Genomic DNA, 13,510 nt, shown 5'->3' with positions numbered 1-13,510 from the left:
CTTCAGTACCGGGGCAGGATGGTCGACAGGCTCACCAGCGGCAGCCCCTCGGGGGTGCTGACGCGGGCATCGACGCGCCGGAAATTGGGGTTGGGCGTGGGTCGGATCTGCAACAGCCCCACATACGCCCGGCCGGCTTGCTCGCAGGCGAAGCTGGCGTCCCCCACCGAGGGGAACTGCCGCGCCAGCACCAGGCCGGCGAGCTGATTCTCCGCGCACCACTGCGCGGCCATGTTGTCGCTCAGACGCTGCGCGTTGCTGCTGAGCGCACCGGCGGCTTTGAAGCCGGCGGACAAGGCCAGCGCCACCACCGCCAGCGCCACCAGCACCTCGATCAGCGTGAATCCTCGTGTCCCAGGCTTCATGGCACGATCGCAAAGGCTTGCAGACCATCGGTGGCCACGGTCAGACGCCGGTCCTCCAAAAACAGCGTCACGCGCTGCGCCCCGATCAGCGGGTCCGGACCGAGCGTCAGTCCACCGGCCCCATAGACCTCGGCACGCAACCCCTCATGCAACCAGTGCGTGGGCAGCGCCAGGCCATCGGGCAGGCCGACGAAGCGAAAACCCTGTTCGGTCGGGACCCAGCGCACCCCCACGCCCGAAGCCCGCGACTCGACCCGGGCCGATTCCAGCAGCGCGGCCAAGCGCTCGGCCTCGCGTTCCAGCGCGGTGGCCTGCGGATCGCGCACCGCCAGGCTGAGGGTGCCCACCACCACGGCCATCAGGCTCACCACGATCAGCAGTTCCAGCAGAGTGAAGCCGCGCCGGCGCGCCCAACCGAGGGCACGGTCGCCGCACCTGGGAACCGCCCGCATCATCGCCAACCCTCGCACCGACCTGGCGGATCCGGCCGCGCCGAGGGGGCCGAACGAGGCCATGACACGCACACCGCAGGCACCACCGGGCCCGGGGCGGTCACTGCCAAGACCCGATGTCCGCGTTCAGGCCGTCTCCGCCGGCCTGGCCGTCGGCGCCGAAACTGAACACGTCGATCTCGCCGCGCACACCGGGGTTCAGATATTGGTAGGGGCGTCCCCAGGGGTCATTGGGCAGCTTGTCGAGGTAGGGCCGCCAATTCGGCGGAATCGGCGCCGTGGTCGGCTTGGCCACCAGCGCCTGCAAGCCCTGCTCGGCCGTGGGATAGCGTTGATTGTCCAGGCGATACAGCTTGAGCGCCTGCATCAGATTGTTCACGTCGGTGCGCGCGGCCGTCACCCGGGCGTCGTCGGCGCGGTCCAGCACATTGGGCACGATCAGCGCGGCCAGGATGCCGATCACCACCAGCACCACCATCAGCTCGATCAGCGTGAAGCCGCCGTGGTGGCAAGGACGGGCGGCGCGCGGCCGCCTAGAAGTCGAGGTCGAAGTCATGGGTTTCGCGGGTTCAGGGTCCACCGAAACAGCGGCAGCAGGCCGCCGTCTGCGCGCAGCATAGCGCCAGCGCTGAGCCGCGCAGGTGACAGCCCACCTCGCCACTGCCGACGGCCATCCATCATAATGGGACCATGATCGCCCAACTCGGTGCCTTCGTCATCTGGGCCTTGGCCGCCGCCAGCATGGTGTTCTGGGCCTTGCGCCTGGGCAGCGCACCGCTGCCAGTGCCGCCGCATGCCGGCACGGTGGTGGCTTCGTCCGGCAGCGCCGTCTCCGTGCTGCGCTTGTTGGGCGGTGGCCCCCAGCCAGCCGGCCCGGCGGCCCCGGCGCCCAGCGCACAAAGCAGCCGCTTCAAACTCGTCGGCGTGATGGCGCCTGCGCCCGGCAGCCCTGGGCCAGGCGCGGCGCTCATCGCGGTGGACGGCAAGACCCCTCGCGCCTATGCGCTGGGCAGCGTCGTCGATGGCGACCTCGTGTTGCTCGGCCTGAGCCACCGCAGCGCATCCCTCGGACCCCGCGAGGGGCCCGCCACGCTCACGCTGGAGCTGCCTGCGCTGCCGGCGCCTCAAACCGGCACCTTGCCGGTGGCACGTCCCGAGGGCCGCACGTCCTGAGCCCGGCCCCGGCTGCGTCGCCCGCCCATGGACACGTCGGCCCCAACTGCCACCCCCCGTCCCGGGCGGCCGCAATGGCTGGCCATGCTGCAGCCGCATCCACCGTTCTCACAGATGCAGCCGGTCCATGTCGAGCAGCTCCTCGAAGCCGCGACCTTGCTGCGTTGCACCAGCGGCCAGGTGCTGCGCCGTCCCGAGGATGGCCCGGTCCACACCTTGTACGTCGTGCTGGCCGGCGCGGTGACCGGCCGACGCGGGCTGGCCGATTTGGAAGCCACGGGTTTCCAATACGAACGCGGCGATGTCTTTCCTGTCGGGGCCTTGATGGGCGCCCGGCCCGTGACCGCCACCTACACCGCCACCGAGCCGGGCTGGTGTTTGCTGATCCCACGCCCAGCCGTCGATGCGGTGGCCGCGCTCAGCCCGCCGTTCGCCGCTTTCCTCAGCGGGCGCATCCTGCAATATCTCACCCTGTCGCGTCGCGCCATCCAGGCCGATGCCGCATCCCAGACCCTGGCCGAGCAGTCCTTCGAGACGGCGCTGGCGCACCTGGTGCGCCGCCAGCCCGTCACGTGCCGGCCCGACACGCCGCTGGCGCAGGCGCTGCGCACCATGCACGACCAGCGTCTGGGTGCGATGCTGATCACCGACGACGGCGGCCGCCTGCAAGGCATCCTCACCCGCCAGGATGTGCTCAGCCGCGTGGCCTTGGCGCAGCGGCCGTTGTCCTTGCCGGTGGCTGAAGTCATGACCCGGCCGGTGCACACCCTGGCCGCGCACGACACGGCCCAAGATGCCGCCTTGCTCATGTCCCGTCATGGGATTCGCCATGTGCCGGTGCTCGACGGCGAGCGACTGGTGGGCCTGCTCAGCGAGCGCGACCTCTTCGCGCTGCAACGTCTGTCGCTCAAACAACTCAGCGCCGACCTGCGCCATGCCCGCGATCTGGCGGCGCTGCGGTCGGTGGCTCCCGACATTCGTCGCTTCGCGCGCAGCTTGCTGGCCCAGGGCCTGCGCGCGCGCCAGCTCACCGAGCTCGTCAGCCATCTCAACGACGTGCTGACCTCGCGCCTGGTGCAACTGATGGCCCAGGCGCATGGCCTGGACCTGCAGCAAGCCTGCTGGATCGCGCTGGGCTCCGAAGGTCGGGGCGAACAGACCATCGCCACCGATCAGGACAACGGACTGGTCTTCCACAGCGATGCGCCCGAGCGCGAGCGCGCGCGCTGGCTGGCCTTCGCCCAAGCCGTCAACGAAGGGTTGGCGGCCTGCGGCTATCCGCTGTGCAAGGGCGGGGTGATGGCGATGAACCCGCAGTGGTGCTTGACCCCGCGCGAATGGTGTGCGCGCTTCGACCACTGGATCGAGCACGGCGCCCCCGAGGACTTGCTGCATGCCAGCATCTTTTTCGACTTCCGAGCGCTGGCCGGTCAAGCCGCGCTGCTGGAGCCCATGCGCCAGCTCGTGCATCGCCGGGCCCGTGCCGTGCCGCGCTTTTTGCGCCAGATGAGTGAGCTGGCGCTGCGCTTGCGCGTGCCGCTGAACTGGTTGGGCGGGCTGGACACCACCCGCGACGGCCCCCACCAGTGGCTGGACCTCAAGATGCAAGGCGCGGCCTTGTTCGTGGCGGCCGCCCGTGTCTATGCGCTGGCCCATGGCGTCACGGCCACGGGCACGCGCGCGCGCCTGGAGCAGGCTGCCCCGGCCATGGGCGTGGAGCCGCAGGAGAGCCAGGCTTGGATCGCCGGCTTCGAATTCTTGCAAACCCTGCGCTTGCGCGTGCAGATCGGCGCCGAGGAAATGCCCGAGCAGCCCAACCGCATCGACGTGGCCCAACTCAACGACATCGACCGCCGCATGCTCAAGGAAACCTTTCGCTTGGCCCGGCGGCTGCAGCAGCGGCTGGAACTGGACTATTTGCGCTGAGCCCGCCTCACAACCCCATGGGCCGGCTGGGCCCCGGGTCCTCGCCTTCGGCCACCTCGGTCAACAGCGCCGCGGCCGCATGGATCAGCGGCCAAGCCAGCGTGGCGCCGGTGCCGTCGGTGCTTTCCAGCCCCAGCTCGAGCAGCGGCCCCTGCTGGAAGTAGCCCAAGGCCAGACTCAGCCCCGGGCGGCTGTGGCTGCGGGCAAAGACCGCATAGTCCACCACCGGCGCGGCGATGCGCGAGGCCACGGCCAGGGCCGCGCAGGCCGGCAGGCCATCGACGATGATCAAATGGCGCTTGCCTGCGGCCACCAGCATCGCACCGACCATCATGCCGATCTCGAAGCCCCCCATCGCAGCCAGCATTTCCACCGGCTCGCTCACACTGCGGTGGCGCTCCAACACGGCCTGCAACACCGCCACCTGGTGGCCCAGCAGCTGCGGCGACGCCTGCGCGGCCGGCTGCACGAGCTGAGGCAGCGGCAGCAGCGCCAGGCGCGAGAGCAACAGCGCCGCACTGGCCTCGCTGCCCACGCCCAGTCCTGCGCAGGCCAGCACATTGCCCGGCAGCGCATTGGCGATTTCCATGCCGGCACGGATCGCCGCCTGCGCCTGATCCAAGGACATGGCCACCCCCACCCGAGAGTTGCGCGTGCCATGGGCGATCTTGCGCGACAACAACAGCGGGTGGCGCCCCAGCGGCTCGGCCAGCCCGGCATCGACCACGGTGAGCCCCAGCCCTTGGATGTGCGCGAACACGGCCAACGGCGTGCGCAAGGTGATGAGGGCTTGCACCTGCTCGGTGCTGGGCGTGGTGTCCGGTGCGGTGATGCCGTCCACCGCCAAGCCATGGTCGCCGGTGAACACCACGAGCTGTGGGGTGTGCAGCCGAGGCTTGAGGGTGTTTTGCACCAGGCCCAGGCGCACCGCCAGGGGTTCGAGTTCGCCCAGGCTGCCTGCGGCGGTGTTGCGCGCAGCCAGCTTCTCGTGCAGCGCCTGCTGCAACGGCGGATGGAACGTGGGGGCGATCAGCGAACGATGCAGGCTCATGGGGGGCGCTGGGAGGCGCTGCCAGTGCGAAGCCGCCCCATTCTTTCAGTGGCACCTTCTGGCTGCAATGGGGCGGCCCACCCCCAAACGAGGGTTCAGCGCAAGAACAAGCGATAGGCGGGGTTGTCGGTTTCCTCCACATAGGGATAGGCCAGCGTGTCCAGGAACTCCCGGAAGGCCTTCTTGTCCCCCTTGGGCACCTGGATGCCCACCAAGATGCGGCCATAGTCGGCGCCTTGGTTGCGGTAATGGAACAGACTGATGTTCCACCCCGGGTGCATGGTCGAGAGGAACTTCATCAACGCGCCCGGCCGCTCCGGGAAGATGAAGCGAAACAGCCGCTCATCGCGGGCCAGCTCGGAATGCCCGCCCACCATGTGGCGCAGGTGCTGCTTGGCCAGCTCGTCGTGCGTGAGGTCCAGCGTCGGGAAGCCATGCTTTTGGAAATGCGCCGCAATGCGCGCCGACTCCCCATGCTGGCTCGTCGTCAGGCCCACGAAGATGTGCGCCTCGTCGGCGCCAGAGATGCGGTAGTTGAACTCGGTGACACTGCGCTGGCCCAACAACGCGCAAAAGCGCTTGAAGCTGCCGCGCTCCTCGGGAATGGTCACCGCAAACAGCGCCTCGCGTTCCTCGCCCACCTCGGCGCGCTCGGCCACGAAGCGCAGCCGGTCGAAATTCATGTTCGCCCCGCAGGTGATGGCCACGAAGGTCTTGCCCTTGCAGCGATGCGTCTGCACGTACTGCTTGAGGGCCGCCACGCTCATGGCCCCGGAGGGCTCCAGGATGCTGCGCGTGTCCTGGAACACATCCTTGATCGCCGCGCACACTGCATCGGTGTCCACCACGACATAGTCGTCCACCAGCTGGCGCGTCAGGCGGTAGGTTTCCTCGCCCACCAGCTTGACGGCCGTGCCGTCGGCAAACAAGCCCACATCCGACAGCTGCACTCGCTTGCCCTGGCGCACCGAGCGCAGCATCGCATCGGAGTCCTCCATCTGCACGCCGATGACGCGGATCTCTGGCCGCACGGCTTTGACGTAGCTGGCGATGCCCGAAATCAGGCCACCGCCGCCGATGGCCACGAAAATCGCATCGATCGGCCCTTGGTGCTGGCGCAAGATCTCCATCGCGATCGTGCCCTGCCCGGCAATCACGTCCGGGTCGTCGAAAGGGTGCACGAAGGTCAGGCCCTTCTTTGCCTCCAGCTCGCGCGCATGCGCATAGGCGTCGGAAAAACTCTCGCCAAACAGCACCACCTCACCGCCCAGCGAGCGCACGGCATCCACCTTCACCTGCGGCGTGGTCACCGGCATCACGATCACCGCGCGGCAGCCCAGACGGCGCGCGCCCAAAGCCACCCCTTGCGCATGGTTGCCGGCCGAGGCGCAGATCACCCCCCGCTTGAGCTGCGCTGGGCTCAAGTGCGCCATCTTGTTGTAGGCCCCGCGCAGCTTGAAGCTGAACACGGGCTGATTGTCCTCGCGCTTGAGCAACACGCGGTTGCCCAAACGCTGCGACAGCTGGCTGGCTGGCTCCAGCTCGGTCTCCACCGCCACGTCATAGACGCGCGCCGTCAAAATCTTCTGGAGATAGTCCGCCAAGGACAAGGGCTTGCGGCGCCGCGCCGGGGCGGCGGTACGGGGGGTCTTGGGGGTGGCTCGTGCCATGGGGCTCCTCCTGCGAAGCCGTCGAATATACGCGAGCCCCGCCCTCGTTTTGCAGTGCAGCAGCCGGTGCAGGGGGCTGCTGTACCAAGAAAAAGGCCCAAGGCGGTGAAGCCTTGGGCCGAATCCACCAAAGGAGGAGGGTGGAGGAGACAAACGTTGCAATGCTGCACAGTGCAGGCATCACATGAACGGAAGTTTAACGCCATTCCTTGATGCGCCGCAACAAATTTTTCACGGTTTGCGTGAGAGGCCGTTTTCCAGACCTCCAGGCTGCACGCCGACCGCGCAGCGCCCACAATGAGGGGCTTTCCACCCTGAAGATTGCGTGACATGGAATGCACCATCCACTGGATGCCGGCACACGGCATGGCGTTTTCGGCCGAAACGGGCAGCGGACACTTGCTGAACATGGACGGCGCCCCCGAGGGCGGCGGGCGCAACCTGGCCCCGCGCCCGATGGAAACCCTGCTGGCCGGTGCGGGCGGCTGCACGGCCTATGACGTGGTGCTCATCCTCAAGCGCGGACGCCACGACGTGCGCGGCTGCCAAGTCAAGCTCAGCGCCGAGCGTGCCCCCACCGACCCCAAGGTCTTCACCCGCATCCAGATGCACTTCGTGGTGACTGGCAAGGGTCTGCCCGAGACGGCCGTGCGGCGCGCCATCGAGCTGTCGCACGACAAATACTGCTCGGCCACCATCATGCTGGGCAAGACGGCCGAGATCACCACCAGCTACGAGATCGTCGAGGTCTGACGCTCAGACACGATGGGCGGTCGTGGTCATCACCTTGGCGGCCGCGCGCATCAGCCACTGCACCGGCGCAGGCAGCGGCACGGCACCGGCGGCTTCGGCATCCAAGGCATGACGGACCTCGTCCTCCTTCATCTGCTGCACGATGGCGCGTGAGGAGGCATCCTGTGCCGGCAGACGCTCCAGGTGGCTTTGCAGGTGCTGTTCCACTTGGCGCTCGGTCTCCACCACGAACCCCAGGCTGACCCGGTCGCCGGCCAGCCGCCCGGCCACCCAGCCGATGCCGAAGGCGCCGGCGTACCACAGCGGGTTGAGCCAGCTCGTGCGGTCGCCCAGCTCGGCCAGACGCTGCTCGGTCCAAGCCAGGTGATCCACCTCCTCCCGGGCGGCGGCCTCGAAATGGGCCCGCAGCGCCGGATCGCGCGTGGCCAGCGCCTGGGCGGTGTACAGCGCCTGGGCGCAGACCTCGCCCACATGATTGACGCGCATCAGCGCGCCCGACAGCCGGCGCTCGGGCTCGCTCAAGGGAGCCTGCGGCGCGGGCGGCGTCGGCTGCGGGCAGGGGCGGGCCGCACGGTGCGCGCCGAACACGGTGCGCAAGGCGCCATCGGCGGCGCTGAGCAGGGTATCCAGGGCAGACAAGGGGGGGCGGGCATTCATCGCAACACACTCTCGCAGCGACCAAGCCCCAAGCATAGAGCCTGGCCGGCCGGCGTGGCAGCCCCCTCGGGGGGCACGCGGGTCTGCGTCTCGGTGGGGCATCCGCCGCCGCGGGGCCGGCCTCGGCGGCCTGGCCTGTTGCGCATAGACAACAAACCCCGGTCTTTTCTGCGCGCAAGTCTGGCCGCCGCCGCGACCCTCTGGTGCAATAGCGCCAACTTCCGCTGAGGAGGTTGGCTCGGACAGCCCGGTCCTGCACAACAACGGGCGACCGAGACCTCTTGTTCAACCTAGGAGATAGTTGCAATGAAAAAATCTCTTCTCGCTCTCGCCGTGCTGGGCGCCTTCGCTGGCGCTGCGGCCGCCCAGTCGTCCGTGACCATCTACGGCAAGCTGGACATGGCGCTGACCAAGACCAATGACGGCACCTCCACGCTGGCCGGCGCGACCTCCACCAGTGACGCCTGGGGTCTGGACCAACAAGCCGGCTCGCGTTTGGGCTTCCGTGGCACCGAAGACCTCGGCGGCGGTCTGCGCGCCAACTTCCTGATCGAGCATCGTTTCAACAACGATACCGGCGCCCAAACTGCTGCCAACTTCTGGCAGCAAGCTTGGGTGGGTCTGTCGGGCGGTTTCGGTGAAATTCGCCTGGGGCGTGACTACACCCCGCTGTTCTGGGTGGCTCTGGCGGGCGATCCGTTCGGCTACGAAACCATCGGGCAGGCCGGTCCTGCGCACAACCAGCTGGGCATTCTGCCGGTGCGTTTCAGCAACTCCTTCTCGTACAAGACGCCCAATCTGGGCGGCTTGACGGCCCTGGTGCAAGTGGCGGCCAAGGAAACCACCGCTGCCGGCACGAAGAACCCGTTCGGCGCCAACGTCGTTTACTCGGCCGGCCCGCTCTACCTGGGTCTGGGCTACGAAAACGCCGGCAACCAAACCCCGGCGGCCCTGGGCGCTGTGAAGACCAGCGTGTGGACGGCCACCGGCGCCTACAACTTTGGTTTCGCCCGCGTGGGTCTGTCCTACACGACCGGCACGGCCGAAAACGCCGGTGGTGTCGACGTGGCTGACCGCGACAACTGGACCCTGTTTGCCAACGCCCCGGTTGGTGGTGGCGACCTGCGTGCGCTGTTTGCCGTGCGTGACAACGACCTGAACAACACCGACATCAAGAAGTTCGGTGTGGGCTACCACTACCCCCTGTCCAAGCGCACCAAGGTCTACGCCGACCTGGGCACCGCCAAGGAAACGGGCGCGAATCGCCGCACTGGTTTCGACGTCGGTATCCAGCACAACTTCTGATCTGACGCTCGCCTTGCGCGAGCCGAAGGAACAGCAAGTCCAAAAAGCCGCCTTCGGGCGGCTTTTTTTGTGCGACGGCGATCGGTGCACCCATCCGGACTTCCCCCTTTGACGAGCGGCACAGGATTTGCTGATCATTCACAGCTTCAATACTCCTGTCGTGAGTGAACCAATGTTCAAACGTTCCTCCCTCACTGCGGCGGCCGCAGCGGCGGTCGTCTGCGCCGGATTGCTGACGGGCTCGCCGCTCCAGGCCAAGACGTTCAAGTGGGCCAGCCAGGGCGAAATCGCCACCTGGGACATCCATTCCCAGAACAATGCGCTGCAAAACGGCCTGCATGCCAATGTGTACGAGTCGCTGGTTTACTACAACAGCCGCACCTTCGAGGTCGAGCCGGTGCTGGCCACGGCCTGGCGCGACATCAGCCCCACGCAGGTGCGTTTCAGTCTGCGCCAGGGCGTGAAGTTCCATGATGGGTCGCCGATGACCGCCGACGACGTGGTGTTCTCGCTCAATCGGGCGATGGCCCCCACGTCCAACTTCAGCATCTACACCCAGGGCATCGACAAGGTCGTCAAGGTCGACAACCACACCATCGACATCTTCCTCAAGAACCCCAATCCGGTGCTGCTGCGTCAGCTCACCGAGCTGCGCATCATGAGCAAGGCCTGGGCCGAGAAGAACAATTCGGTGGCGCCCAAGGATCTCAAGACGCCCGAGGAGAACTTCGCCCACCGCAATGCCAACGGCACGGGGCCGTACATCTTGGAATCTTGGCAGCCCGACCAGCGCATGGTGTTCAAGCGCAATCCCAACTGGTGGGGCAAGATGGAGGGCAATGTCACCGAGATCGTCTACACGCCGATCAAGTCGGCCGCCACCCGCATCGCCGCGTTGCTGTCCGGCGAGGTCGATCTGGTGCTCGACCCCACCCCCCAAGACCTGCCGCGTCTGCGCGCCAGCCCCAATCTGAAGGTGGTCGACGGCGTCGAGAACCGCACCATCTTCCTGGGCATGGACCAGTTCCGCGATGAGTTGCCGGGCTCCAACATCAAGGGCAAGAACCCGCTGAAAGACCTGCGGGTGCGCAAGGCGCTGTACCAGGCCATCGACATCGACACCATCTCGCGCAACATCATGCGCGGCCTGGGCAAGCCCACCGGCGCGCTGGTGGCCCCGCAGGTGGCCGGCTGGACGGAAAGCGTGGCCAAGCGCTACCCCTATGACGTGGAAGCGGCCAAGAAGCTGCTGGCCGAGGCCGGCTATCCCGACGGGTTCGAGGTGGATTTCGCCTGCCCGAACAACCGTTACATCAACGACGAGGCCATCTGCCAGGCCATCACCGCGATGTGGGCGCGCATCGGCGTGAAGGCCAAGCTGCGCACGATGCCGCTGGTGACCTATTTCCCGATGATCCAGCGCTACGAGGCCAGCATCTACATGCTGGGCTGGGGCGTGCCGACCTTCGACGCGCTGTATTCGCTGCAATCGCTGGTGCGCAGCGTGGGCACGGGTGGCGACGGCAATTACAACGTGGGCCGCTTCTCCAATGAGCGCATGGACTATCTGGTCGATCGCATCAAGGTGGAAACCGACGCCCCGGTGCGCCGGCGCATGCTGACCGAGGCCTTGCAACTGCAAAACGATCTGGTGGCGCACATTCCCCTGCACGACCAGGTGATCCCCTGGGCGATGAAGAAGAACATCGACTTGGTGCACCGTGCCGACAACCGCATCGACATGCGCTTGGTGAAGGTCAATTGAGGAGGTGTCGCCGCTGCCTTTGCCTCTCATGACGGACTGAGCCAGCGCGCATGCGGCGCGGACGATCCCGCGCTCCTTGCGAGCTGGTCCACAGCTCTGTGTATCTCGAAACTCCCGAAGGTGCTCATCACGAGTGAGCGCCTTGGCAACCGGCCGGAACAGGCTTCATGCTTGCATTCATTCTTCGTCGACTGGCCCAGGCCGTCGTGGTCATGCTCACGGTGGCTTTCATCGCCTTCATGCTGTTTCAGTACGTGGGCGACCCGGTCACCAACATCCTGGGGCAAGATGCCACGCCCGAGCAGCGTGACCAGATGCGCGCCGATCTTGGGCTGGACCAGCCCTTCTTCGTGCAGTTCGGCCGTTTCGTGGCCAATGCGGTGCAGGGCGAGTTCGGGCTCAGCCTGCGTCAAGGACAAAAGGTGTCCACCTTGTTGCTCGAGCGCTTCCCGGCCACGCTGGAGCTGGTGATCGTCGCGGCCGTCATCGCCTTGGTGGTGGGCATCCCGATGGGGGTCTACACGGCGCTGAACCGAGGCACCTTTTTGTCGCAGCTGATGCTGACGTTCTCGTTGCTCGGGGTGTCGCTGCCCACCTTCTTGATCGGCATTTTGCTGATCATGGTGTTTTCGGTGACGCTGGGCTGGCTGCCAAGCTTTGGGCGTGGCGAGGTGGTCCAGCTCGGTGAGGTGTGGACCACCGGCTGGCTCACGGCCACGGGCTGGAAACATTTGATCTTGCCAGCGGTGACTTTGGCGATCTTCCAGCTCACGCTCATCATGCGCTTGGTGCGCGCCGAGATGCTGGAAGTGCTGCGCACCGATTACATCAAGTTCGCGCGGGCGCGGGGCTTGAGCAACCGCGCGGTGCATTTCGGCCATGCGCTGAAGAACACCTTGGTGCCGGTGATCACGATCACGGGCTTGCAGCTGGGCGGGCTGATTGCCTTTGCCATCATCACCGAGACGGTGTTCCAGTGGCCAGGCATGGGCCTGCTGTTCATCCAGGCCGTGACTTTTGCCGACATCCCGGTGATGGCGGCCTACCTGTGTCTGATCGCCCTGATCTTCGTGATCATCAACTTGGCGGTGGACTTGTTGTATTTCGCGGTCGATCCGCGCTTGCGTGTGGAGCGTCCGGGCAGTGCCCACTGAGGGCGGGGCTGGATCATGCGGTTGCTCGATCTGCATCACGGCATCTTTCGCCACATCGTGCCTTTCCATGCCGAGCTCACCGCCTTGCGCCGGGATTTGCATGCGCACCCGGAGCTGGGCTTCGAGGAGGTGCGCACCTCGGCCCGCGTGGTCGAGGCGCTCAAGCTCGCGCGCGTGGACGAAATCCACACCGGCATTGCCAAAACCGGGGTGGTGGCCGTCATCCGGGGCCGTCGGCATGACAGCGGCCGCGCCATCGGCCTGCGCTGCGACATGGACGCCTTGCCGATGCGCGAGGAAAACGACTTCGCTTGGCGCTCGACCAAGCCGGGGCTGATGCATGGTTGCGGCCATGACGGCCACACGACCATGCTGGTGGGCGCAGCGCGCTATTTGGCCGAAACCCGCCGCTTCGATGGCACGGCCTATCTGATCTTCCAACCCGGCGAGGAGGGCTTCGGTGGGGCCAAGGCCATGATCGACGAGGGGCTGTTCGAACGCTTTCCGGCGCAAGCGGTTTATGCCATGCACAACTGGCCGCATCTGCCGGCCGGGCATGTGGGCGTGGCGCCGGGGCCGATGATGGCGGCGGCCGACCGCATCGAGATCACCGTCACCGGCAAGGGGGGGCATGGCGCCCATCCGCATCTGGCCGTGGACCCGGTGCTGGTGGCCGCGCACATCATCACGGCGGCGCAAAGTCTGGTCTCGCGCAATGTCAGCCCTTTCGACCAGGCGGTGGTCAGCATCTGCGCGATGCAAGGCGGCGATGTGGGCGCCATGAGCGTGATCCCGCGCCAGGTCAAGCTGGTGGGCACGGTGCGCAGCTTCCGCTCGCAGGTGCAAGACATGATCGAGGAGCGCCTGGGGCGCTTGGTGGAATCGGTGGCCATGGGATTGGGGGCTTCGGCCACCTTGGACTATCAGCGCATCTACCCGGCCACGGTCAACTCGCCGCGTGAGGCGCAGTTCGCCGCCGACGTGGCCGCCTCGCTGGTCGGCGAGGACCATGTGGTGCGCCACTTGCCGCCCAGCATGGGCGCCGAAGACTTCGCCTTCATGTTGCAGGTCAAGCCCGGGGCCTATCTGCGCATCGGGCAGGGGCGCGAGGTGGCCGATTCCAGCGGCTTCTTGCACAGCAGCCGCTATGACTTCAATGACGAGATCTTGCCGCTGGGCGCGGCCTTGTTCGCTGCTTTGGTCGAACAGGCCATGCCTCTTTCTCCCCACTGATCAAGG

The 13,510-nt window shown here is 66.8% G+C and carries 13 protein-coding genes; 7 read left to right on the top strand and 6 right to left on the bottom strand.

Features of this window, described 5'->3' with window-relative positions:
• Nucleotides 1–2: 2 nt before the first annotated feature.
• From gspI to gspG, 3 genes are all read right to left on the bottom strand, one after another.
• A complete protein-coding gene (gene gspI / locus F615_RS0111445; RefSeq protein WP_019561327.1) occupies nt 3–365 on the bottom strand; it encodes a type II secretion system minor pseudopilin GspI in 363 nt (120 codons plus the stop codon).
• The gene (locus tag F615_RS0111440; protein WP_019561326.1) at nt 362–820 is read right to left on the bottom strand and encodes a pilus assembly FimT family protein; all 459 of its coding nucleotides are present in this window, start codon (nt 818–820) and stop codon (nt 362–364) included. The genes gspI and F615_RS0111440 overlap by 4 nt, the downstream gene beginning before the upstream one ends.
• A gap of 97 nt (nt 821–917) precedes the next feature.
• A complete protein-coding gene (gspG, locus tag F615_RS0111435; RefSeq protein WP_026330253.1) occupies nt 918–1,373 on the bottom strand; it encodes a type II secretion system major pseudopilin GspG in 456 nt (151 codons plus the stop codon).
• A 134-nt stretch (nt 1,374–1,507) separates the two neighbouring features.
• Here gspG and F615_RS18380 point away from each other — a divergent pair, with 134 nt between their 5' ends.
• Nucleotides 1,508–1,990, top strand: coding sequence for a hypothetical protein (locus tag F615_RS18380; RefSeq protein ID WP_019561324.1), 483 nt, complete (start codon nt 1,508–1,510; stop codon nt 1,988–1,990).
• A 27-nt stretch (nt 1,991–2,017) separates the two neighbouring features.
• Entirely contained in the window at nt 2,018–3,916 is a 1,899-nt protein-coding gene (locus F615_RS0111425) for a DUF294 nucleotidyltransferase-like domain-containing protein (protein WP_019561323.1), read from the top strand.
• A 7-nt stretch (nt 3,917–3,923) separates the two neighbouring features.
• On the opposite strand, the gene F615_RS18375 is transcribed toward F615_RS0111425, so the two are convergent.
• Together F615_RS18375 and ilvA are read right to left on the bottom strand one after the other, a co-directional pair.
• Complete coding sequence (locus F615_RS18375) at nt 3,924–4,967, bottom strand: nicotinate-nucleotide--dimethylbenzimidazole phosphoribosyltransferase (protein ID WP_019561322.1); 1,044 nt, start codon at nt 4,965–4,967, stop codon at nt 3,924–3,926.
• Between the two features lie 95 nt (nt 4,968–5,062).
• A complete protein-coding gene (ilvA, locus tag F615_RS0111415; protein ID WP_019561321.1) occupies nt 5,063–6,637 on the bottom strand; it encodes a threonine ammonia-lyase, biosynthetic in 1,575 nt (524 codons plus the stop codon).
• 330 nt (nt 6,638–6,967) lie between these two features.
• Here ilvA and F615_RS0111410 point away from each other — a divergent pair, with 330 nt between their 5' ends.
• Nucleotides 6,968–7,390 (top strand): OsmC family protein, encoded by a 423-nt coding sequence (locus F615_RS0111410; RefSeq protein WP_019561320.1) that lies wholly within the window; start codon nt 6,968–6,970, stop codon nt 7,388–7,390.
• Between the two features lie 3 nt (nt 7,391–7,393).
• Here F615_RS0111410 and coq7 read toward each other — a convergent pair whose 3' ends face one another.
• Complete coding sequence (coq7, locus tag F615_RS0111405; protein WP_019561319.1) at nt 7,394–8,047, bottom strand: 2-polyprenyl-3-methyl-6-methoxy-1,4-benzoquinone monooxygenase; 654 nt, start codon at nt 8,045–8,047, stop codon at nt 7,394–7,396.
• Between the two features lie 306 nt (nt 8,048–8,353).
• Between coq7 and F615_RS19445 the strand changes: the two genes are divergently transcribed.
• The 4 genes from F615_RS19445 (at nt 8,354) to F615_RS0111385 (ending at nt 13,504) form a co-directional block, all read left to right on the top strand.
• Nucleotides 8,354–9,352, top strand: a complete 999-nt coding sequence (locus tag F615_RS19445) for a porin (RefSeq protein WP_019561318.1) — start codon at nt 8,354–8,356, stop codon at nt 9,350–9,352.
• A 172-nt stretch (nt 9,353–9,524) separates the two neighbouring features.
• Nucleotides 9,525–11,117 carry an ABC transporter substrate-binding protein gene (locus F615_RS0111395; protein ID WP_019561317.1) on the top strand — a complete coding sequence of 531 codons (1,593 nt, stop codon included), beginning with the start codon at nt 9,525–9,527 and terminating at the stop codon, nt 11,115–11,117.
• A 167-nt stretch (nt 11,118–11,284) separates the two neighbouring features.
• Nucleotides 11,285–12,271: an ABC transporter permease gene (locus F615_RS0111390; protein ID WP_019561316.1), complete on the top strand. Its 987-nt coding sequence runs from the start codon at nt 11,285–11,287 to the stop codon at nt 12,269–12,271.
• A 15-nt stretch (nt 12,272–12,286) separates the two neighbouring features.
• Nucleotides 12,287–13,504: a M20 aminoacylase family protein gene (locus F615_RS0111385; protein ID WP_019561315.1), complete on the top strand. Its 1,218-nt coding sequence runs from the start codon at nt 12,287–12,289 to the stop codon at nt 13,502–13,504.
• Nucleotides 13,505–13,510: the final 6 nt, after the last annotated feature.

The sequence above is a fragment of the Caldimonas manganoxidans ATCC BAA-369 genome (genome assembly GCF_000381125.1).
GTDB classification, from domain to species: domain Bacteria; phylum Pseudomonadota; class Gammaproteobacteria; order Burkholderiales; family Burkholderiaceae_C; genus Caldimonas; species Caldimonas manganoxidans.
The sequence above is the reverse complement of the archived record's forward strand: the minus strand, read 5'-3'. Positions and strand labels throughout refer to the sequence as shown.